Raw genomic sequence first — 22607 nt, forward strand, 5'->3', positions numbered from 1 at the left:
TTCACGTTAACTATATGCGACCTTTTTATTACGCCGTGAGGGAGTATGCGTTTCAGGCAAGTATTACCATTAGCGGGCGCGCTGTTCGCGCTCTATATCATCTGGGGCTCCACCTACTTCGTGATCCGCATCGGGGTGGAGAGCTGGCCGCCACTTATGATGGCGGGGGTGCGCTTTCTCTCTGCGGGCGGGCTGCTGCTGGCGTTTCTGTTCCTGCGTGGCAATAAGCTGCCGCCCCTGCGTCCGTTGCTGAATGCTGCCCTGATTGGCGTCCTGCTGCTGGCGGTGGGTAACGGCTTTGTCACCGTCGCCGAACATCAGAACGTGCCGTCCGGGATCGCCGCGGTCGTCGTGGCGACCGTGCCGCTGTTCACTCTCTGCTTTAGTCGTCTGTTTGGCATCAAAACGCGCAAGCTGGAGTGGCTGGGGATCGCCATCGGCATGGCGGGCATTATTCTGCTCAACAGCGGCGGCAATCTGAGCGGTAATCCGTGGGGCGCGGTGCTAATCCTGATTGGCTCGATGAGCTGGGCGTTTGGTTCGGTCTACGGCTCGCGTATTGCGTTGCCGACCGGGATGATGGCCGGGGCCATAGAGATGGTTACCGCCGGGATTGTCCTGCTGACGGCGTCCGTGCTGTCGGGAGAGAAAATGACCGCCCTGCCCGACCTGTCGGGATGGCTGGCGGTGGGCTATCTGGCGATTTTCGGCTCGGTGATCGCGATTAACGCCTACATGTTCCTGATCCGCAACGTCTCACCGGCGGTCGCCACCAGCTATGCCTATGTGAACCCGGTGGTGGCGGTCCTGCTGGGCACCGGCCTTGGCGGGGAATCGCTCTCAAGCGTAGAGTGGCTGGCGCTGGGGATTATCATTATGGCGGTGGTGCTGGTGACGCTCGGCAAGTATCTGTTACCGGCCAAACCGGTGGTTACGCCGTGTCAGGCGGAGAAACCCTGAGCGGGCGAATGCCCTGAGTGTCGATCTGCGCGGTTTTGCCGCCGCTGCAGATCCACTCCTCCAGCCGCTCCATAAGCGCCCTGTCATCCAGCTTCATTCTTCCGCGCAGCGCGCACTCCCACACCACCAGTACCCGCCAGCCCTGCTCCTGCAACAACGTGATATCCCGCGCGTCGCGCGCCACGTTTTTGCCAATTTTTTCCAGCCAGAAATCGGTGCGGGTCGCGGGCACTTTAAACAGGTAGCAGTCGTGGCGATGCCAGAAACAGCCGTGGGTGAAGATCACGCATTGGCCGCTATCGATAACAAAATCAGGTCGTCCGGGAAGCGCGGCGTCCTGCACGCGAAACTTAAACCCGACCTCCGTGAGCAGACCCGCCAGCCGTTTCTCGATAGCGGTGTCCCGCGTACCGATGGCACGCATGTTTTTACTGCGCGTGGCCTTATTGTGAACGTCCGCCATTCGCGGCCCCGGTTTTGCGTTGTTCTACTGCCTGCAGAATACGCGACTCCAGCAAGCGTGCCACGGCGGCAAACGCCGGAACCACCACCGAGTTACCAAACTGGCGATAGGCCTGGGTGTCCGATACCGGAATGCGGAAGCTGTAGCCCTGCGGAGTTTCAAAGCCCATCAGGCGCGCGCATTCGCGTGGCGTCAGGCGGCGCGGACGGTGGCGCTGATTTTCGGCATCATCAAAATTGCGCTCGCCCAGGACTTTATCCCAGCCACGGTCGATGAGGATCTCGGCGCCATCTTTGTAATAGCGTGCCGACAGGGTGCGAGCCACGCTGTGCGGATTGGTGGGATCGACCATCCCGAAGCCAAAGCCGTTGCCCTTGGCCTGATGCTTTTTGGCATAGCGATAAAGATACTTCCACAGCACCGGGGTGAGAATGAATTTGGCGTCCACCACCGGCTCGAGTAGATCGGCAATCGTCGTGCGGCGGGTCGGCCACAGTCCAGGGAGATCGCGCAGCGTAAAGTTGCCCCGCAGGTTGAGATCCCGTCGAAAGCCCACCAGCACGATGCGCTCCCGGTGCTGGGGCAGAAAATGTTTGCCATCGACGATCTTCGGATCGTCCGGGCCGCTGTCCGCCGCATCCGCCACGTCATACCCCAGCTCATCCAGGGTCTGCATGATGATGCGGAACGTTTTGCCTCCGTCATGGCTCTTCAGGTTTTTGACATTTTCCAGCACGAAGATCGCCGGGCGGCGAGCGTCAATAATGCGGACCACGTCGAAGAACAGCGTCCCCTGAGTGTCGCAGGCAAACCCGTGCGCACGGCCCAGCGCGTTTTTCTTTGACACGCCCGCCAGGGAAAACGGCTGACATGGAAAGCCCGCCAGCAGCACGTCATGCTCGGGGATGTTGTCCCGAATGTGCTGCGCCGCTTCTTCGTCAGTGACGCCGCTCTGGTGGCTGAGCGTCACTTCGCGAATATCTTCGTTGAACTGATGCGCGTCAGGATCGCAATACCAGTTGGCCTTGTAGGTACGCACCGCGTGTTTGTTCCATTCGCTGGTAAACACGCACTGCCCGCCAATCGCCTCGAAGCCATGGCGGATACCACCGATCCCGGCAAACAGATCGACAAAGCGGAAAGCATAGTGAGGGTGACAGGCAGGAGGACGCGGGAGCAGGTTTTGCAGCATGCCAAATTCGCCGTCGCTGAGACGATGCCCTGCCCGCTCACTGGTCACCAGCCGCTTGAGGATCGCCGGGCTCCAGTGGCTCTCACCCTGAGCATTCAGAAGATGGGCCAGGGTTCTGGCATCGTAAATTTCCAGCAGTTGGCACAATAACGCCTGAACGGACGCCGTTGATTTTACTGCCAGCAAAGGCGCGGATTCCGTCACTGATACATTTTCCTGCATACATTTAACCGGACCAAAAAGGATGTAAACAGAGTAACACAGAAAGGCCTTACAGACCCTCCCGGAAGCGCTGTAATACCCCGCTGTCGGTGCCTTCGTAATCCCCGCGCAGCTCGGCGCTGAGACGGGCCATAAACTGGATCAGAAAATCGGCGCTCTGGCGCGCCAGTTCGCGTCCGGCCGCGGTCTGCATCGTCCGGGGCAGGCGCAGCAGTTTGGTCTGGAAATGGTCCAGCGCAAACGCGCGGTCGTTCAACTCGCGCCCATCGGCAAAGGGATCGTCCGGATCGAAGAGGGGCACGCCCAGCGCGCCGGAGACGGCAAACACGCGCGCCAGACCAATGGCGCCAAGGGCTTCCAGCCTGTCGGCATCCTGCACGATTTTCGCTTCCAGGGTGTGAGGCGGGATCCCGGCGCTGAAGCTGTGCGCCTCAATCGCATGCTGAACGGCAGCGTAAAGCCGGTTGGGGAAATCCGCAAAGTATTCGCCCAGAATAGCGATCGTCTTTTCAGCGGCCAGTTGCGACGAGCGGCCCCGCTGCGGATGGTTTTTCGGCAGGCTGACAATATCGTGAAAATAACAGGCCGTCAGAATGACCAGAGCGTCAACCTGCTGGTCTTTCATCAGCCGCTGTGAGGTATTCCAGACCCGGCGAAAATGAGAAATATCATGCGCGGTATCATCGCTGGCATGATGCGCCATCAGCCAGTTTTCAAAACGTTGCTGCCACTGCACGAGTTCCATAGCGCTTTCCCTATAGTGAAAAGCCGTACAATAGCAATTATTTACTGGTCTGGCACATCACGCGGACGGGTGTACCAGGCAATACTGGCAAGGATTGCCCCCACTGCGCTTAACGCCATAAAACGTAACATCACCCCCAACAATTTACTGGATATTACACAGGGATCGTCTCCCGCCAGCGAGTCCAGAAATGTAGTGACTTTGCCTATCACCCACAAATAGTGCATCACTGTCCAGATGAAATAGCCGCAAAATGCATAAAAGACCCACAAGGCCAGTATTCCGCCAGGGCTACGGTTGCGTTTTTTTTGCATAATCTTTTCTCCTTTTATGCGATGCCGGGGCAACATTCACATCACCAATCCATATTAATAAATCAATTACATTTTATTATAAAATACACTCCCCCGTTACAGAATCCTCCTTAAAAAAATTAATTAAGTTGATTTAGCGCAATTTTATATTGATGATAATTATTAATTAGTCAGTTACATTCATAAGACCAATGTTTTCCACTAAAAGGTAAATAGCTGTTTCCTGCCGCCGCAAAGCCCGAGAAAATATATTCAACCAAGCGGATAAGTGTGCCATGATGCATGAGGTTATGTGTTTTTTTTGCTTCACCATAACCACCCTCAAATTACCCCTTATTTTCCCGATATTCTTATCGGGATTTTTTTATCCCTTTTTCGCAAGACCATTTCATCACGCAAATAAACACCAAGGCTTCTATTCAAAACTTGAATAGATATCAATTCACAGCAATCATGATTTATAAAAAACCATTCAACAGATATATCAACATTCACTTATTAACATTTAGAAATAATCTAAATAACTTAGTTACATTTATTTTTAAACAGTAAAAACCCGGTCTGAAATAGTATTGACCCGGTACCCCGGAGGGGGTTTCGTATATTCATGAAGAAAATACATGAAAGGGAATATATAATGAAAAGAAAAGTACTGGCAGTTCTGGTCCCCGTTTTATTGAGCGCAGGCGTGGCTAACGCGGCGGAAATTTACAATAAAAACGGCAATAAATTCGATCTGTACGGAAAGATGGTCGGTGAGCGTGTCTGGGACAAGACCGATGATAGCAACAGTGAAAACGCCGATACCTCCTATGCCCGTTTCGGCATCAAAGGCGAAACGCAAATCAGCGATCGGCTGACCGGTTTCGGTCAGTTTGAGTACAACATGCCCGCCAACGCCCCGGAAGGCCAGCAGGAGCAGAGCACCCGTCTGGCGTTCGCAGGCCTGAAATTCGGCGAGTACGGCTCCTTTGATTATGGCCGTAACTACGGCGTAGCCTACGACGCCGGTGCTTACACCGATATGCTCGTAGAATGGGGCGGTGATTCCTGGGTTCACACCGATAACTTTATGACCGGCCGTACCACCGGTGTGGCGACCTATCGCAACTCGGACTTCTTCGGCGCGGTTGAAGGTCTGGATTTTGCGCTGCAGTACCAGGGCAAAAACCATGATAACCAGGTGGAGAAAGCCAACGGCGACGGTTACAGCTCATCAGTTAGCTACAACTTTGATGGCTTCGGCTTCGTGGGCGTATACGGCAAATCTGACCGTACTGACAAGCAGTCTGCTGACGGCTATGGCGAGAACGCTGAAGTCTGGTCCCTGGCAGCGAAGTACGATGCAAACAACCTTTACGCAGCGGTAATGTACGGTGAAACCCGTAACATGACCTGGACCGGTGGCGATGTTGGATTTGCTAACAAAACCCAGAACGTCGAAGCCGTGGTGCAGTACCAGTTTGATTTCGGCCTGCGTCCTTCCCTGGGCTACGTCTATTCCTCAGGCAAAGATCTGGGTGAGAAGAACGGCCGTGGCGGTTTCAACGCCGATCTCGTGAACTATGTTGAACTGGGTACCTGGTACTACTTCAACAAGAACATGAACGTCTACACCGCATACAAATTTAACCTGGTGGACGAAGACGACGCGGCCCGTACCGGCGGTCACTCTGACGACCAGTTCGCGCTGGGTATCGTTTACCAGTTCTGATTGGCCGACAACAATCTGTTAAGCCCGCTGCGAAGCGGGCTTTTTGCTTTCTGCCGCCCTCCGTTTTACATCCCTTTTACAAATTAGCGCCATCAGCGATAATGCCCTCCTTTCTGTATTTACCGGAGTTTCAATGCGCGATTTGCCGCCCCTTCCCCCCACGCACAGGCGCCCAATGAAACTCAACACGCTGGTCACATTGATGGTGTACAGCGTGACGGGCGCGGTGCTGCTGGTGATTTTTGTCCTCTATTTCGCGCAAATCACCCGGGCCACCCGTGACGGGGTGCGGGATACCGCCCTGGCGGTCGCCAGAACGCTGGCCGACAGCCCTGAGGTTATCCGCGGCTTGTCGCTCCCGCCGGAGAGCAACATTATCCAGCCCGTCGCCCTGGCCGTAATGCAGCGCAACAATCTGCTGTTTGCGGTTGTCACCAATATGCAAGGGATCCGCTATTCGCATCCCAACAGCACCCTGCTCGGCAAAGCTTTTATTGGCGACGATCTCCGCCCGGCGCTGGAGGATAAAGAGAATGTCGCCATCAATCACGGGGTGCTCGACGAGGCGCTGCGCGTATTCACGCCGGTCTACAACGCACAGCATCAGCAGATTGGAGTGGTTGCGGTGGGGATCTCGCTCAATAAAGTCGAACAGCAGATAGCCCGCAACCGCTGGGATGCCATCTGGCTGGTACTGTTCAGCGCGCTGCTGGGGGCGCTCGGCGCCTGGGGGCTGGTGAAAATGCTGAAGCGCGTTCTGTTCGGACTGGAACCCTGGCAAATCTCAGCCCTGCTGGAACAGCGTCAGGCGATGCTGCACTCCCTGCGCGAGGGCGTCATTGCCGTGGATCAGCATGGGCATGTGACGATGGTCAACCATGCCGCCCGGCAGATCCTGAATATCAACGCCAGCAGCAATACCCTGCATGAAGCCCCGCTGCTGGCGAACCTTCGCGAGGTGTTACGTAGCGGACATCCTCTTGAGGATCAGGAGATTAACTGCCACGGTCGATTGTTGCTCTGTAATACTCTGCCCGTCAAAAGCGATAATCAGCTGATGGGTGCCATCACCACTTTTCGCGATAAGACCGAAATCAGCGAACTTCTGCAGCGGCTGGACGGCATGGTGAACTATCTCGATGCCCTGCGCAGCCACTCCCACGAGTTTATGAATAAGCTGCATGTGATCCTCGGGCTGCTGCATATGAAGCAATATGCCAGACTTGAAGAGTACGTCCTGCTGACCGCCAATGCCTGGCAGAGCGATGTCGGCACGCTGCAGCGCAACGTCAAATCGCCGGTGGTTGCCGGGTTTTTGCTGAGCAAAATCAACCGTGCCAGAGAACTGGGGGTTAGCCTCACACTCTCTGATGCCAGTCAGGTTCCCGATAACCCGAACGCGCAGCAGGTCGCAGGCCTGGTTACCGTGCTCGGTAATCTGATTGAAAATGCGCTTGATGCCATGGCAACGCAGGGCGAAGGGGAAATCAGTCTGCTGCTGCATTATCAGCAGGGCTGGCTGAGTGCCGAGTTGAGTGACGATGGCCCGGGTATCGCCCCTGAGCATCTGCAGACCATTTTTAGCAAAGGGTTTTCCACCAAAGGTGAGAACCGGGGGGTGGGACTCTTCCTCGCCCGTCAGCAAATCGAAAATCTGGGCGGGGAGATCGCCGTGGAATCTGAGCCGGGCGTGTTTACCCAGTTTTTTGTGCAACTCCCCTGGGACAGTGAAAGGAAAAACGCGTGATACATGTTTTGATTGTCGATGACGATGCCATGGTGGCCGATCTTAACCGCCAGTACCTGGACCGGGTCGAGGGATTTTGCTGCTGCGGCATTGCCACTTCCCTTGCAGAGGCTGAAGCTGTACTTCACTCCCCTGCCCGACAGGTGGATCTGATCCTGCTGGATGTCTATATGCAGCGCGATAATGGCCTGAGCCTGCTGCCGACGATCCGCGCATCCGGGCGTAAAACAGACGTTATCATGATCACCTCGGCCTCGGACGCCTCCACCCTTCAAACCGCCATGCATTATGGCGTGGTGGATTACCTGATCAAACCGTTTCAGTTTCCGCGTTTTGCCGAGGCGTTGAACGGCTGGTGCAAGAAAAAACAGCTGATGGAATCGCACCAGTATTATGAGCAGGCAGACGTTGACCGACTGCTACGCGGTGGTGCGCCGGAGCTGGCGGACAGTCGTCGCCTGCCGAAAGGGTTAACCCCTCAGACACTGCGTACATTGTGCTTATGGATTGATGCCCATCCGGGGACAGAGTTCTCGACCGACGATCTGGCGAACGCAGTCAATATCTCGCGGGTATCTTGTCGCAAATACCTGATCTGGCTGGCGCAGGTCAACATTCTGCACACCAGCATTCACTATGGCGCAACCGGCCGGCCTGTATATCGCTATCGCCTGCGTCCAGAGCAGATTGCCCTGCTCAGACAGTATTGCCACCAGGAGTAATGTCCGTAAAACAGCCTCTTCAGGCAAACATCCTGATTTAGCTCACATATATTGTTATGAGGCGGTAAAGGGCTGTTACTTCTCGTAAGCGGAATGATAAGGTAACCAGCGCACAGGAAGTCTGGTGAGAAGCGAGCAGAAATTCTGACGAGTAATCTGGCATTTTAACAGACCATAACCGTTCAATTTTGTTCAAGTAACAAGTTTGCGAGCAAAGCGATGATTAAGTGGCCCTGGAAATCGAATGAATCCGCCCGAAGCGCGGCGCTGCCGTGGGAAGAGGCGCTGGCGATCCCCGTTCTGTCCACTTTATCGGATGAGGATAAATCGCGTCTGGTACAGCTTGCCATGCGGTTCTTACAGCAGAAACGCCTGGTGCCGCTCCAGGGTTTTGAACTCGACGATCGCAAGAGCACCCGTATTGCCCTGCTCTTTTGCCTGCCGGTACTGCAGTTGGGTATCGAGTGGCTGGACGGTTTCCATGAAGTGCTGATCTACCCGGCACCCTTTGTGGTGGACGACGAGTGGGAGGATGACATCGGGCTGGTTCATAGTCAGCGGATGGTACAGTCCGGTCAAAGCTGGCAGCAGGGGCCGATTATCCTCAACTGGCTGGATATTCAGGACTCCTTCGACGCATCCGGTTTCAACCTCATCATTCATGAAGTGGCTCATAAGCTGGATACCCGTAACGGCGATCGCGCCAGCGGCGTGCCGTTTATCCCGTTACGTGAAGTGGCAGGATGGGAACACGACCTGCACGCTGCCATGAACAACATTCAGGATGAGATCGATCTGGTGGGCGAAAGCGCGGCCAGCATTGACGCTTATGCCGCCACCGATCCAGCCGAATGCTTCGCGGTGTTATCGGAATATTTCTTCAGCGCCCCCGAGCTTTTCGCCCCCCGCTTCCCGGCGCTGTGGCAGCGTTTTTGCCAGTTTTACCAGCAGGACCCGCTGCAGCGTTTGCGTGAAAATGAAGGACCCGGCGAGGGTCCCGCCACGCAAGTACACTAAATCAGCAGCCTGAGTCATAATTAATCAATTGAATCAGGGCGTTGAATTTAGTGTTGACACAAAATAGCGAGGCCATTAATATGCGCCTCGTTCACACGATTCCTCTGTAGTTCAGTCGGTAGAACGGCGGACTGTTAATCCGTATGTCACTGGTTCGAGTCCAGTCAGAGGAGCCATATTTGAGAAGCCCGCTTAAGGAAACTTAAGCGGGCTTTTTGCTTACTATGTTTTAACTGTCAGACCCCGCATGGCGGGGTCGTTCAGGCTATATCTGGTAGTCAATCGCCGCTTCTTCCGGCTCCATGACCTGACGTTTAATCTCATCCACCGACAGCCCGGCGTTGCAAAGTTCGATAAAGCGCCAGACATAGTTGCGCTGCAGCTGCCCCCGCTTAAGCCCAAGCCAGACGGTGTTGGCATCAAACAGGTGGCGAGTATCGAGACGTAGCAAATTCCCCTGCTCGCGCTCGTCGCCGGACTGTTCCGCCACCAGCCCGATCCCCAGCCCCAGCTCGACGTAGGTTCGGATCACGTCAGAGTCCTGGGCGCTGAGCACCACATCCGGCGTCAGCCCTTTGCGGTTAAAGGCTTCATCGATGCGGGAGCGCCCGGTGATGCCCTGGCGATAGGTGATTAACGGCCATTTGGCGATAGCCTCCAGCGTCAGCGGGGAGACCTGCGTCAGCGGATGGTCGACCGGCAGCAGCAGGCTGTGATGCCAGCGAAACCACGGGAACGCCGCCAGCAGCGGATCGTTGCTTAAGCGCTCGCTGGCGATGCCGATATCCGCCCCGCCGTTTTGCAGCAGGACTTCTATCTCCTGCGGCGTGCCCTGGATCAGCTCCAGACGCACATCCGGGAACAGCTCCCGGAAGGCCTTGATCACCGGCGGCAGACTGTAACGAGCCTGAGTGTGGGTGGTGGCGATGGTCAACACGCCGGAGGCATCGTTGGTGAAGAGATCGGCCAGACGGCGCACGTTGCTCGCTTCGTTGAGAATGCGTTCTGCTATGGTCAATAGCGCCTTGCCGGGCTCGGTCATCCCCAGCAGGCGTTTGCCGCGGCGAATGAAAATCTCAATGCCCAGCTCCTCTTCCAGCTCGCGGATATGGCGGCTGACGCCCGACTGGGAGGTGTAGAGCATGTTGGCGACCTCGGTCAGGTTGTAATCCCGACGGGCCGCCTCACGGATAATTTTAAGTTGCTGGAAATTCACGGTTCACTCCGGCGAATCTGACATGACGCTATTGTTAGAGTGTGCCCGTTGTGAGAACAAATAATAAAAACCAGCAACTTATACCTTTATGGAATATCAGCTCACCAGCTGTAGCTCGCGATTCTCCAGTGACGGGCGGCTCACCAGCGACATGAGGATCTCTTTCACCGCCTGCGCCTGTGGTGATAAAGATCCGCGGGCAGAGACATTAAGCGACAACGGCAGGCTCATCGACGGCGAGGAGATTCTCGCCATCCAGCCATTGGCAGCACTTGAAAGCGAGCGCGCGGCGGATTCAGGCAGGACCGTTACGCCCATCCCGCTGGCAATGGCGGCGGTCAGGGTAGATATTGAGTCGATTTCACCGATGATTTTTGCCGTCAGGCGGCGCAGAGAGAAGGCCTCATCGACGCGCAAACGCACGGCGCTGTAATCGCGGGGTAAGAACAGATTCATCTCCGCTACGGCGTTTAAATCCACGCTCTGTCCCGGACAATCCCGCGTGCCTACCAGAAAGAGATCTTCTTTCAATACCGGCTGGCTAGTGATCCCCGCCACAGGGGAACGATCGTATAGCACCGCCATATCCAGCTGCCCGCTGAGTAATTTATCGTTCAGCGCCGCGCCGCTGTTTTCGTGCAGGTAGACCAGCACCTCCGGTAGCTCTGCGCGCACTGCCTGTAATAACGGCATGGTCACAGAAGAGGCCGCCGTGCCCGGCGCCAGCCCAATCGAGACCTGCCCGGTTAGCGTCTGGCCGACATTGCACACCGCAAGCTGCGCCTGCTCACACTGGCGCAAAATAGTGCGTGCATGTGTGTAGAGGATCTTGCCGGCTTCAGTTGGTGTTACGCCGCGTTTCGTGCGGATCAACAGCTGCTGATCGAGTTCACCTTCCAGAGTGGCCACTTGCTGGCTCAGTGCCGGCTGTGCGATATGCAACACTTCAGCAGCCTGGGTCAGGCTACCGATATCGACGATTTTTACGAAGTATTTCAGTCGTCTTAAGTTCATTTTGCCCCCTGTACGAAATGCGTTGCCGGTTCCGGCGCGAATGTACAGAAGGTTTTGCAAGATGCTTGCCAGTTTTTAAAAGAGGTCCGATATGTCCGCTAAGCGGCTGAAAATAAGGAAATCCAATTGCTGTCGCGGCTTTTTGAAGTGAAACAGCGGTTTATGATCTGCCCCATTCGGGGTATATCCGCACCAAAAACGTGCAAACCGCTGTGGAAAACGCCACTTTGCTGATTTTGTCAGCAAACGATACCAACAGGCGGGATCACCCTTTGACAAGTGCACCTGACGTCGATAATATGCGCCCCGTTCACACGATTCCTCTGTAGTTCAGTCGGTAGAACGGCGGACTGTTAATCCGTATGTCACTGGTTCGAGTCCAGTCAGAGGAGCCATATTTAAGAAGCCCGCTTAAGGAAACTTAAGCGGGCTTTTTGCTTTGGTATCGACAGCGCCGACACCATCGGTTTCACTGATACTCGAAAGAGGCCACAATCGCTGAGGAGACATCGCCAGGCATAACTTTACCTGCCTTCGAATAGACACGCGCCTGAAGCTTAAAGGTTGTATTCCCCTCTTCAACGGCACCAATTAATGAGCTGTTATTGCTCAAAATGGCTCCCGTAGATTGCTGGGATAACTCAACTGCGGTATTGGCAGCAGCTTGAGCCGCGTTGTTTGCCCACAGCGTCGCATCTGTGCCGTCCGGGTTGCCAGTAAACGTCACTTTTACGTTAGTGGTACTAGCCGGACAACCGGTCACCGGTAAATCAAAGGTCTTCATTGCTGAACCCGAGCCTGCCCCTTCAAAAGAGGAAGCCTGGAGGGATTGGCCCAGGTCAACGTTTAACGCATCGGAACCACCATTTAATGTAGTACAAGGAGAAGCAATTACTCTCCCGGTAATGTTGATATTAACGCTATCTGCCGCATAAATATTACCCGCAAAAAGTACAGCAGAAATAGATGCGGTCAGATAACATAAACTTTTTTTCATTTTAGCCCACCTTGGCATGATGTTGAGACATTGAACATTTCATTGGTATGTCAGTGTCAACGTTGCGGAAGTATTAGCTTCGCCGACGGTGACGGTATTTCTGGTTTGGTAATAACGGGCAGTAAGAGGAAAGGCTTCTTTTCCGCCGCTGGATGTTTTTAATGCAAGCCTGGAATTAATAACGAGTGGTTTACCGTCATATAATAATTGCACTCCAACGCCTTGCGCGATATTCGTACCTCCTTGATTATTTAAGGCCATTACGCTGGCATCGCTGACATCCGGATTCTGTTGCCCGTTCAGCGTGACATTTATATTGGCGGAACCATCACAATCTAATCCGAGATTCTGGGTACTGGTTTTTGCCGGGGTAAATCCTGTAGTTGTACCAAAATCTGCTTTTGAAACATTGCCTATCGGAAACGTTAAATTAGGCGTAGTCACTGAACATGCAACCTGGGTTATACTCCCACCCGTCATGTTTATTCTCACTACCGTAATGTCTGATACCGTCCAGGTGCCAATGAGTCCGGTACTTAACTGACCAGACTGAATATCACCCGTTTTTATCAACTTATAGATAATCGGGGGGAGTCTTACAGATGCCAATGGCGTATTATCAGTGGACGCTGGATTGTCAAGATATCCCCATGCAAGATCGACAGATATCGCTACGCCAGGAATATTGGTCGCATAAGCATGATTAATTGATGTTGGTACGCCACCAAGATAAAGCATCTTATAATAATTAGTGTTGATATCGCCATTACAGCCCAGCAACATTGAACCCGCCGCCGTTGAGTCTGAATATATTACTGTTCCAACGGGCACATCTCTTTGCACGGTAACGTTATCAGGTGAAAAGCTCAGATTTTGCGTTCCCTGCCCGGAGACAAATGAACAATCAGCAAAAGCATTAAAACTGAAGCACCAAAATATCATTATCATTAAGGCACCAACGCGTTTATAGCCGATAAATTTATTTGCATATTTCATTGATTAAAACCACTCCAGAATCCGCTTCAGATCCCTGAAGCAAATAATTAACTCGACATTTTTCATTCGCTTCCATACCCCAGCGTGCAATTAACTCACCGCGGTTTTTCAGGCCGGTCAGGTAGACCTGGCCCTGATCCCCCACAATAAATCCGGCTGAATTTTTATCGGTGGCAACAGTGACTGTGGCCCCGAACGGAACGGGTTGCCCCGTTGCCCTGGTCAGAGTCATTAATACGCGAGTGCCCACATTGGCTTTATATACAGCTCTCACCACCGCGCCCCGCGTGGGAATGACGGTCTGGGTAGTTAATTCCAGCTCAACGTCATCCGGCAGTGTTTCAGTGTCCAGACTCAGGCTGTTCTTACGATACGGCGAGACATTGCTGGCGATGGTATAACCCCGGTAATCGGTATTCACGCCGGTCTGGCCTGTTACGCCCACCCCCGACGCGCCCGGGGCTTTAATCAGTGCAAGGGTTTCACCAAAAGGCTGCGCCAGCGTCATACCGTCGGCATGCACTATAACGCCTCCATTCAGGCCATAGTTAACCCGCTGCATATTATCGTCAGTGCTATACCCGCCGGTGACTTCGCCATAGGTTCCGTGATAGTCAGCGCTAAGGTTACCGCTATGACCAGTTCCGTCATTGCCATACCCTTGCTGTACACCCCAGCTCAGGGCATTTTCCTGCAACGCCGTGCCGCTCAGACCAACCGTATGGGTTGTATCCCCTTTCTTACTGCTATTCAGGCTGTAGCTGGCCCAGGTATTACTCAGGAAACGATCTAAAGGAACACTTATATTTAAAGCCAGGATCTGGTCTTTATCATAGGTTTTCTCCCCGTCGCTACCCTCTGCGCTCGCGTTATTGCTATAGGTATAACTCAGTCCCCAGGTGATACCGTTCCACGCGTTGTTATAGCTGACGCTGTATGAACTCATCGTCTTGTCAGCGTTCCAGTAATCTTCACGGATTGCGCTGCCGGTGATCGAGCCGAAGGCAGGGCCGAGCGTTTGACTCAGCGTCAATTCAGCGCGGTTACGCCGATGATCCTGCAACGACTGACTGTTGCTATCGGCGTCAAGCACGTCCTGCATCCCGTAATATCCCGCGGTGGAATAGCGATAGCTGGTCGCCGAGAAATTGGTTCCGGTATCGGTAAAGTTTTTGCTATAGCGCACGCGCCAGGCTTGCCCGCTTGTTTTATCCTGCGTCTCAGGGCTCGACCAAGCCTGGGTAACGTCCACAGACAACGCCCCGATCTCACCCATATTTTTACCAACGCCGATAGCGTAGGACTGATAGGGGCTGGACGCCTGTATACCGCCATAAAGGGTTAAGCCCTTCGGTAGACCATACATAGCGGTTCCCTGCATCAGCGGGCGCTTTTCTGCCTGGCTATCACTGGGACGATATTGCCCCCCCGTCAGGCTGTACTTCAGTCGCCCCTCTCGCTGCAGAACAGGCACAGAGGCATAGGGCACGACAAAATCCTGTTCGCTGCCGTCCGCTTCTTTCACCGAAACACTTAAATCACCCGCACCGCCGGTAGGGTACATATCGGTAATTTCAAAGGCGCCGGGGGCAACATAGCTCTGGTAGATGGTGTAGCCATTCTGGCGGATAACCACCTGAGCGTTGGTACGCGCAATACCGCGGACCACAGGGGCATAGCCTTTCTGGCTGTCGGGTAGCATCTCATCGTCGGAGGCCAGCTGCCCACCGCGAAAAGGAATACTGTCAAATACGTCGGAAGGCGATGAACTGTCGCCGAGCGTCAGCTGGCTTTTCAAAGGAACGATGTTGCGCTGGGCATACGTATAAACCGTATCCCACTGCGCTTTACCATCAGAATCGCGGCGCCATGTCATATAGTTACGCAGACGCCAGGGGCCAATATTCACGCCCGGACGCAGGTTCGCGTACTGACTCTGGCTGTTACTGGAGGTGCTATTTCTGCCCCAGGTGTTATCACCGCTGATGCTGTAATTCAGCAGCAAGGCGTTAATGCCTTCGTCCCACATTTCTGGCGCAACATAGCCGCGCGCCTGGGATGTAAGTGCCGCCTGAGGAAAACTCAACAATAGTTTTTGCGCACCAAAGATGAAATCGGCAGTCGCCTTTGGGATCGCCGCAAGATTTGCGCATTCAGGATCTTTATCGAGTCCGGGAAAGAGATCGGTTTTGACACCATAACTTTGCAGCAATCCTATCGACAGACACGGCTGGAGGCTTTGATCGCCTTCGGCCTTTGCCACCGATTTAAAATCAATCTCGCGGGTATCCACCGTCTGATCGTTTACCACGACCTCAACGCGATATTTACCTGGCACCTGCGCGCCACGTGCAAAAGAGGAGAGATCAATACCTCTCATCGAGGGGTTACCCACTTCGAGCAGTGCCGGATTAAAATACTCTTCGGCACTGGCGCTCTGCATAATACCCGGCAACGCCAGCGCAATTAAACAGGCCAGACGAGTCGGTGTAAACCAGGAGTATAATATCTTGCGCATAAAAATTCTTATCCCATGCCCCTGCAGAGTTTCCCCTTTTTAAATAGCGGCGTGATGAGTCTTTCCTACCCCACCAAAATCATTGATCAGTTTGAATGTTACAGGCCCTGAGCTTACGCCAGCCGGTAATGAAAACGTTGCAGACGCCCCCGGTGCAACATAGGTGGGTTCAGGTACGTTTTTTCCCGCAACGGTAATCTCATTAAAATTCATATAATAATTCCCGGGATTACGCACCGAAATATTGTTAGAGGAACGTGTCCATTTCAGCTGGTCAGCAAAATCTTCCGGGTTTTTTCTTTTTAACGAAGCCGGGCGGTATATTAATTTGATACGGGTTTTCACCGCAATCTGCAACGAGTTTGCTTTTCTTTCCGCCGCAGGAATGGCTTTAATATTTAGCCAGAACATTGATTCTTTATTGTCCGGTACACTCCCCGCGCGGACAATCCTCATGGTATTTTCCTGTCCACGATCCAGTCGATACAGGGGAGGTGTAATGACAAAGGGAATTTTCCCGCTGCTATTATCCGGGTTATCGAACCATGACTGAATAAGATAAGGAACGCTATCTGGATTTGAAACGCCGATTGCCGCTTCCTTTTTCCCGCCGTCGTAAATTACGCGCGTTCCGCCAATATTAACGCCCGCACAGACTGACGAGGCGCAAAATAGCGCCAGCAAACCTGTCAAAAGGTTATTTCTGATATGTTGCATAATAAACCAGTGGATTTTAGCTGAAAAAGATACCTGCGCTGTCGTTACAGGGTGATAAATAGTTCGGCAGAGTATTTAGCTTTTCAGCAAATCCAACAATCAAAGCGCAGCGTAATTTTATGCTAAGAGATGCTTTACCCTATTTATAAAGCAAAAACCCGCGCAGAGAAGCTTGCGCGGGTTTTGACTGATGTTGTCAGCTCATTGGCCGAGCGTTGCCACCAGCGGCGTCTCGCGCGCGCCATAGCCGATATTTACCGGCATACCCGACCGGCGCTCCAGTGCTCCGTCAACCTTCACCGCATCCACATCTGCACCGTTGAGCTGCGCGCGCAGCCCTGCCGTCATCGGCAACGGCACTTTATTGCTGGATTCAAATTCCGCGCGATTGCGCGACAGCGGTTCGTGAACTTCGACCCACCGGCCGCCGTCCGGCTCGGTGGTGACTTTAACCGGCTGATCGATAAGCTGCACCCGGGTTCCGACCGGGACATTGTCGAACAGGTATTTGATATCGGCGTTACGCAGACGAATGCAGCCCTGGCTCACGCGCAGCCCGATGCCAAAGTTTGAATTGGTACCATGAATAGCGTAAAGCCTGCCGATATACAGGGCATATAGCCCCATCGGGTTGTCCGGCCCTGCGGGCACAAAGGCCGGCAGCGTTTTGCCCTCTTTGGCGTAGGCCCGACGGGTATTTGGCGTTGGTGACCAGGTTGGCCCGTCCTGCTTGCGCTCAACGGCGGTGACCCAGTTGCGCGGCGTCTCGCGCCCGGCTTCACCGATACCGATTGGGAAGATCTCAACGGTGTTGCTCCCTTTCGGATAATAATAGAGACGCATCTCCGCCACGTTGACCACAATGCCCTCGCGCACCGTCGGCGGCAGGATCAGCTGCTGCGGCACAACCAACTGGGTACCGGCTTTGGGTAAAAACGGATCGACACCCGGGTTGGCCTCCAGCATATTGCTGAGCCCCTGCCCGTGCTGCGCCGCAAACGCCTCCAGCGGCAATTTATTATCATGCGGAACGACGATCGTCTGCGCGCTTCCTACCAGGCGGCTCCCTTCAGGCGGCAACGGATAGCTCACCGCCAGTACATTCTGGCTCACCAGTAAAGCAGTAATAAAACCCAACTTCTTAATACGACCCATCATTCCCTTCCTCTGTCGCTCCACGTGTCTGACAAGCATAGCCTTGTTGCTGCGTTTATAGCCAGCCAACAAATCATCATTACGATGAATATCACCCGTTTAGCTCATGCCGGGATAAAAACGTTTTCAGCTGTCCGCTGTCGCGGTAGTCTCTTACCCGCCGCTGTTTAAAGGCAACCGTAATGTGAGCGATCTTCTTCCTATACCTATAAGAAAATAACCTCAGACAGGATCACTATGGATACCACCCTCGCTTCCTCGTCCCCCGACGGGGCAACACCATCGCTTCAGCGCGCACGCCGCGCGGCCCTTGGCAGTTTTGCCGGTGCGGTAGTCGACTGGTACGATTTTCTGCTGTACGGCATTACCGCCGCGCTGGTTTTTAACCGCGAATTTTTCCCGCAAATAAGCCCGGCAATGGGCACCCTCGCCGCCTTTGCCACCTTTGGTGTCGGCTTTCTCTTTCGCCCGCTGGGCGGAGTGATCTTCGGCCATTTCGGCGACAGGCTGGGCCGCAAACGGATGCTGATGCTGACGGTGTGGATGATGGGGATCGCCACGGCGCTGATTGGTATTCTTCCCTCTTTTGCCGCTATTGGCTGGTGGGCACCGGTTCTGCTGGTCACCCTGCGCGCCGTTCAGGGTTTTGCCGTCGGCGGCGAATGGGGCGGCGCGGCGCTGCTGTCGGTTGAAAGCGCCCCGGCACGTAAAAAAGCCTTCTACAGCAGCGGCGTGCAGGTGGGTTATGGTGTGGGTCTGCTGCTCTCCACCGGACTGGTGTCGCTGATAAGTACCCTCACCACAGACGAACAGTTCCTGAGCTGGGGCTGGCGCATCCCGTTCCTGTTCAGCATTGTACTGGTGCTGGGGGCGCTGTGGGTACGTAAGGGGATGGATGAGTCTGCCGAGTTCGAACAGCAGCGACAGCAACCCGCAGAGCAGCGCCGCCTGCCGGTGATGGACGCGCTGATCCGCCATCCCGGCGCGTTTTTGAAAATTATCGCCCTGCGCCTGTGTGAACTGCTGACCATGTATATCGTCACCGCCTTCGCGCTAAGCTACTCGACCCAGAACCTGGGCCTGCCTCGCGAGCTGTTTTTGAATATTGGCCTGCTGGTGGGCGGCATCAGTTGCCTCACCATCCCCTGCTTTGCCTGGCTGGCGGACAGGTTTGGCCGCCGCCGGATCTATATCACCGGTGCGCTAACAGGTGCCCTGAGTACCTTCCCCTTCTTTATGGCCCTCGAAGCCCAGTCTGTTTTCTGGATTGTAGTCTTCGCCATTATGCTGGCGAATATTGCTCATGACATGGTGGTGTGCGTCCAGCAGCCGATGTTCACCGAAATGTTTGGTGCCAGCTACCGCTACAGCGGCGCAGGGGTTGGCTATCAGGTGGCGAGCGTGGTGGGAGGCGGATTCACGCCGTTTATCGCCGCCGCGCTGGTGACCTTCTCCGGCGGCGACTGGCACAGCGTGGCTATCTATCTGCTGGCCGGGTGCCTGCTCTCTGCCGCGACCTGCCTGCTGATGAAACGCGCCGACGCCTGATCTCACTTTTGTTTCACATACAGGTGACATACTATCGGGTAACGCCGTACACCTGTGGAACAAGGAGACAGAGATGAATAATAAGGGCTCCAGCCTGACCCCGGCTCAGGCACTGGAAACGCTGGATGCGCTGTACGACCAGGCGGTCAACGCCCTGCGCAGCGCCATCAGCAACTATATCAAAGACGGAACGCTCCCCGATCCAGAGGCCAGAATGAATGGCCTCTTTGTTTATCCGTCACTTTCCGTGACCTGGGATGGTAGCGCCACTAATCCACCAAAAACCCGCGCCTATGGCCGTTTTACCCATGCCGGATGCTACTCCACCACCGTTACCCGTCCGACGCTTTTCCGTCCTTATCTGGAAGAGCAGCTGACGCTGCTGTATCAGGACTACGGCGCCCACATCACCGTAGAGCCATCGCGCCATGAGATCCCCTATCCGTACGTTATCGACGGCTCAGAGCTGACCCTGGACCGCTCCATGAGCGCGGGCCTGACGCGCCACTTCCCGACTACCGAGCTGTCGCAGATCGGCGATGAGACGGCGGACGGGATCTACCATCCCGCAGAGTTTTCCCCGCTGTCGCACTTTGATGCCCGCCGCGTCGATTTTTCACTGGCGCGCCTGCGTCACTACACCGGCACGCCCGCAGAACATTTCCAGCCGTTCGTGCTGTTTACCAACTACACCCGCTATGTGGATGAATTTGTGCGCTGGGGCTGCAGTCAGATCCTCGATCCTGACAGCCCGTACATCGCCCTCTCCTGCGCGGGTGGGATCTGGATCACCGCCGAAACCGAAGCCCCGGAACAGGCCATCTCCGATCTGGCGTGGAAAAAGCACCAGATGCCCGCCTGGCATCTGGTCACCGCCGATGGGCAGGGCATTACCCTGATTAACATCGGCGTAGGTCCGTCAAACGCCAAAACCATCTGCGATCACCTCGCGGTACTGCGCCCGGACGTCTGGCTGATGATTGGTCACTGCGGCGGGCTGCGTGAAAGCCAGCTGATTGGCGATTACGTGCTGGCCCACGCCTACCTGCGTGACGACCACGTGCTGGATGCGGTGCTGCCGCCAGATATCCCTATCCCGAGCATCGCCGAGGTGCAGCGCGCGCTGTACGACGCCACTAAAGAGGTGAGCGGCATGCCGGGCGAAGAGGTTAAGCAGCGTCTGCGTACCGGAACGGTGGTCACCACCGACGACCGTAACTGGGAGCTGCGCTATTCGGCGTCGGCGCTGCGCTTTAACTTAAGCCGCGCGGTGGCGATCGATATGGAGAGCGCCACTATCGCCGCCCAGGGTTACCGCTTCCGCGTGCCCTACGGCACCCTGCTGTGCGTCTCCGATAAGCCGCTGCACGGCGAAATTAAGCTCCCCGGCCAGGCCAACCGTTTCTACGAGGGGGCCATCTCCGAGCATCTGCAGATTGGCATTCGCGCCATCGATCGGCTGCGCGCCGAGGGCGATAAATTACACTCGCGTAAACTGCGTACCTTTAACGAGCCGCCGTTCCGCTAATCATAAAAAAGGAAAGTTATGCAAACCACATCACCGCTATCCGCCCTGCGCCAGTGGCTGGAAACCCAGGCGCTGGATGGCATTATCGTGCCGCGCGCCGATGCCTTTCAGAGTGAATATTGCCACCCGCACGACGATATTCTCGCCTGGCTAACCGGCTTCGACGGCTCGGCGGGCCACGCCCTGATCCTGCGCGATCGCGCCCTGCTGTTTGTCGACGGACGTTATCAGGTTCAGGCCCGTGAACAGGTTAATCTGGCCGAGGTTGAGATCCTGCACCTGCACAACGATCCGCTGGCGGACTGGTTGCAGCAGAACGTGGCGGCGGATACCCGAATCGCTTTTGAAGCGATGCTGATGACCAACGCCCAGTACGAAGCGCTGAACGCCAGCCACTGCGAGCTGGTCGCCCTGAATGACTCCCCGTTCGATATCCTCTGGCAGGATCGTCCGGCCCCGCCTGTGGGTGCCATCCGCGAAATGCCGTTGGAGATCAGCGGCGAGAGCAGCGCCGATAAACGCCAGCGCGTGGCCGCTATTCTGGCAAAACAGAACGCCGATTATCTGGCTATCACTCAGCCGGACAACATCGCCTGGCTGCTCAACGTGCGCGGCAGCGATATCCCGATGAGCCCGGTGCCAAACTCGTTTGCCCTGCTGAGCCACGAGGGTGCGGTGGAGTGGTTTGTCACGCCAGAGAAAACCCGCGGACTTCCGTCCGCGCTGCTGGAGAGCCTGACGTCATCGCCTGAAGCGGATTTCCTGACGCGCAGCCAGCAACTCTGTGTGGGTAAACGACTTATGATTGATGCCGATACAGCGCCTGTCGCCCTGCGCTTTGCCGTTGAATCGCAGGGAGAGATCGTCTGGCACGCCGATCCGATCACCGCGATGAAAGCACACAAAAACCCTGTCGAGCTGGCGGGCTACCGCGACAGTCACCATCAGGATGGCGTGGCGTGGGTCAACTTCCTTGCCTGGCTGGCGCACGAGGTGCCGCGTCGCGAAGCCGCTGGCAACCCCATTACCGAACTGGAGGCCCAGGCGCAGCAGCTTATCTTCCGCCAGCAGCGGCCGGGCTTTATCGAACAGAGTTTTGCCACCATATCCGCCTCCGCCGGCAACGCGGCGATGTGCCACTACCACTCCAGCGAGCAGACCAATACCGCCATCACCCGCGCGCATTTTTACCTCAACGATTCCGGCGGGCAGTATCACAACGGCACCACCGACGCCACGCGCACTCTGGCTTTCGGTCCGCTGAGCGAGCAGTGTCGACTGCATTACACTGCGGTGTTGAAAGGCTTTTTATCGCTCATTTCCCTGCAATTCCCGACCGGGACATGCGGGCATCAGATTGATGCTTTTGCGCGGTCTGCGCTGTGGGAGCTGGGGCTCGATTTTGATCATGGCACCGGACATGGCGTCGGCCACCAGCTGCTGATCCATGAAAATCCGCAGCGGATCGCGAAGAAGGTCAACCCCTGGCCGCTGGTGGCAGGCAATATCATGACTATTGAGCCGGGCTATTATCTGGCCGATGCGTACGGTATCCGCATTGAAAACCAGGTGGAGGTGGTAGAAAGCGTGCCGGGCTTCTGCCGCTTCGCGTCGCTGACGCTGGCCCCGATTGATCTGAGCCAGGTGCAGCTGGCGCTGCTCAGCGATAAAGAGATTAAGTGGCTGAATGATTACCACCACCGGGTACGCGAGGCGCTCTCGCCGCACGTTAGCAGTGAGGCCCGTCCGTGGCTGATCGCGGCAACGGCGCGCGTGCACCGGTAGCCTGTACTCGCCCTCTCCTGGCGGAGGGGGCAATCAG

At 55.3% G+C, this 22607-nt stretch carries 19 protein-coding genes and 2 tRNA genes; 10 read left to right on the plus strand and 11 right to left on the minus strand.

The window, feature by feature from the left end; all coding sequences use genetic code 11:
• The first annotated feature begins 45 nt into the window (after positions 1–45).
• Positions 46–960: a drug/metabolite exporter YedA gene (gene yedA / locus ACOYA6_RS10300; protein ID WP_422654636.1), complete on the plus strand. Its 915-nt coding sequence runs from the start codon at positions 46–48 to the stop codon at positions 958–960.
• On the opposite strand, the gene ACOYA6_RS10305 is transcribed toward yedA, so the two are convergent.
• From ACOYA6_RS10305 to drpB, 4 genes are read right to left on the minus strand one after another with little or no spacing between them, the layout of a single operon-like run.
• Complete coding sequence (locus tag ACOYA6_RS10305; protein ID WP_422654637.1) at positions 932–1423, minus strand: very short patch repair endonuclease; 492 nt, start codon at positions 1421–1423, stop codon at positions 932–934. The genes yedA and ACOYA6_RS10305 overlap by 29 nt on opposite strands.
• Positions 1404–2837: a DNA cytosine methyltransferase gene (locus tag ACOYA6_RS10310; protein ID WP_422654638.1), complete on the minus strand. Its 1434-nt coding sequence runs from the start codon at positions 2835–2837 to the stop codon at positions 1404–1406. The genes ACOYA6_RS10305 and ACOYA6_RS10310 overlap by 20 nt, the downstream gene beginning before the upstream one ends.
• Positions 2838–2886: 49 nt before the next feature.
• Positions 2887–3582, minus strand: a complete 696-nt coding sequence (locus tag ACOYA6_RS10315) for a phosphohydrolase (protein ID WP_139563193.1) — start codon at positions 3580–3582, stop codon at positions 2887–2889.
• 41 nt (positions 3583–3623) lie between these two features.
• Entirely contained in the window at positions 3624–3896 is a 273-nt protein-coding gene (drpB, locus tag ACOYA6_RS10320; RefSeq protein WP_422654639.1) for a cell division protein DrpB, read from the minus strand.
• 637 nt (positions 3897–4533) lie between these two features.
• On the opposite strand from drpB, the gene ACOYA6_RS10325 reads away from it, so the two are divergent.
• The 5 genes from ACOYA6_RS10325 to ACOYA6_RS10345 all read left to right on the plus strand — a co-directional run bounded on the left by ACOYA6_RS10325 (position 4534) and on the right by ACOYA6_RS10345 (position 9272).
• Positions 4534–5610, plus strand: coding sequence for a porin (locus ACOYA6_RS10325; protein WP_422654640.1), 1077 nt, complete (start codon positions 4534–4536; stop codon positions 5608–5610).
• A 133-nt stretch (positions 5611–5743) separates the two neighbouring features.
• Entirely contained in the window at positions 5744–7357 is a 1614-nt protein-coding gene (locus ACOYA6_RS10330) for a sensor histidine kinase (RefSeq protein WP_422654641.1), read from the plus strand.
• Complete coding sequence (dcuR, locus tag ACOYA6_RS10335; protein ID WP_039032534.1) at positions 7354–8079, plus strand: two-component system response regulator DcuR; 726 nt, start codon at positions 7354–7356, stop codon at positions 8077–8079. The genes ACOYA6_RS10330 and dcuR overlap by 4 nt, the downstream gene beginning before the upstream one ends.
• Positions 8080–8298: 219 nt before the next feature.
• Positions 8299–9096: a DgsA anti-repressor MtfA gene (gene mtfA, locus ACOYA6_RS10340; RefSeq protein WP_422654642.1), complete on the plus strand. Its 798-nt coding sequence runs from the start codon at positions 8299–8301 to the stop codon at positions 9094–9096.
• Positions 9097–9196: 100 nt separating this feature from the next.
• A tRNA-Asn gene (locus ACOYA6_RS10345) sits at positions 9197–9272 on the plus strand.
• Positions 9273–9361: 89 nt separating this feature from the next.
• On the opposite strand, the gene cbl is transcribed toward ACOYA6_RS10345, so the two are convergent.
• Complete coding sequence (gene cbl / locus ACOYA6_RS10350) at positions 9362–10312, minus strand: HTH-type transcriptional regulator Cbl (RefSeq protein WP_039030218.1); 951 nt, start codon at positions 10310–10312, stop codon at positions 9362–9364.
• A 96-nt stretch (positions 10313–10408) separates the two neighbouring features.
• Positions 10409–11326 (minus strand): nitrogen assimilation transcriptional regulator NAC, encoded by a 918-nt coding sequence (gene nac, locus ACOYA6_RS10355; protein WP_039030219.1) that lies wholly within the window; start codon positions 11324–11326, stop codon positions 10409–10411.
• Positions 11327–11645: 319 nt separating this feature from the next.
• Here nac and ACOYA6_RS10360 point away from each other — a divergent pair.
• A tRNA-Asn gene (locus ACOYA6_RS10360) sits at positions 11646–11721 on the plus strand.
• 74 nt (positions 11722–11795) lie between these two features.
• Here ACOYA6_RS10360 and ACOYA6_RS10365 read toward each other — a convergent pair.
• The 5 genes from ACOYA6_RS10365 to ldtA form a co-directional block, all read right to left on the minus strand.
• Complete coding sequence (locus ACOYA6_RS10365; RefSeq protein ID WP_039030220.1) at positions 11796–12323, minus strand: fimbrial protein; 528 nt, start codon at positions 12321–12323, stop codon at positions 11796–11798.
• A 39-nt stretch (positions 12324–12362) separates the two neighbouring features.
• Complete coding sequence (locus ACOYA6_RS10370) at positions 12363–13319, minus strand: fimbrial protein (RefSeq protein ID WP_422654643.1); 957 nt, start codon at positions 13317–13319, stop codon at positions 12363–12365.
• A complete protein-coding gene (locus ACOYA6_RS10375; RefSeq protein ID WP_422654644.1) occupies positions 13303–15762 on the minus strand; it encodes a fimbria/pilus outer membrane usher protein in 2460 nt (819 codons plus the stop codon). The genes ACOYA6_RS10370 and ACOYA6_RS10375 overlap by 17 nt, the downstream gene beginning before the upstream one ends.
• Positions 15763–15876: 114 nt before the next feature.
• The gene (locus ACOYA6_RS10380) at positions 15877–16554 is read right to left on the minus strand and encodes a fimbrial biogenesis chaperone (RefSeq protein ID WP_039030222.1); all 678 of its coding nucleotides are present in this window, start codon (positions 16552–16554) and stop codon (positions 15877–15879) included.
• A gap of 201 nt (positions 16555–16755) precedes the next feature.
• Entirely contained in the window at positions 16756–17709 is a 954-nt protein-coding gene (gene ldtA, locus ACOYA6_RS10385) for a L,D-transpeptidase (protein ID WP_039030223.1), read from the minus strand.
• Between the two features lie 237 nt (positions 17710–17946).
• Between ldtA and shiA the strand changes: the two genes are divergently transcribed.
• The 3 genes from shiA to ACOYA6_RS10400 all read left to right on the plus strand — a co-directional run bounded on the left by shiA (position 17947) and on the right by ACOYA6_RS10400 (position 22570).
• A complete protein-coding gene (gene shiA / locus ACOYA6_RS10390) occupies positions 17947–19257 on the plus strand; it encodes a shikimate transporter (protein WP_039030224.1) in 1311 nt (436 codons plus the stop codon).
• A gap of 73 nt (positions 19258–19330) precedes the next feature.
• A complete protein-coding gene (locus tag ACOYA6_RS10395) occupies positions 19331–20785 on the plus strand; it encodes an AMP nucleosidase (protein ID WP_039030225.1) in 1455 nt (484 codons plus the stop codon).
• 18 nt (positions 20786–20803) lie between these two features.
• Positions 20804–22570, plus strand: a complete 1767-nt coding sequence (locus ACOYA6_RS10400) for an aminopeptidase P family protein (protein WP_422654645.1) — start codon at positions 20804–20806, stop codon at positions 22568–22570.
• Positions 22571–22607 lie beyond the last annotated feature (37 nt).

It is taken from the genome of Leclercia barmai (assembly GCF_049312895.1).
GTDB lineage: Bacteria > Pseudomonadota > Gammaproteobacteria > Enterobacterales > Enterobacteriaceae > Enterobacter > Enterobacter barmai.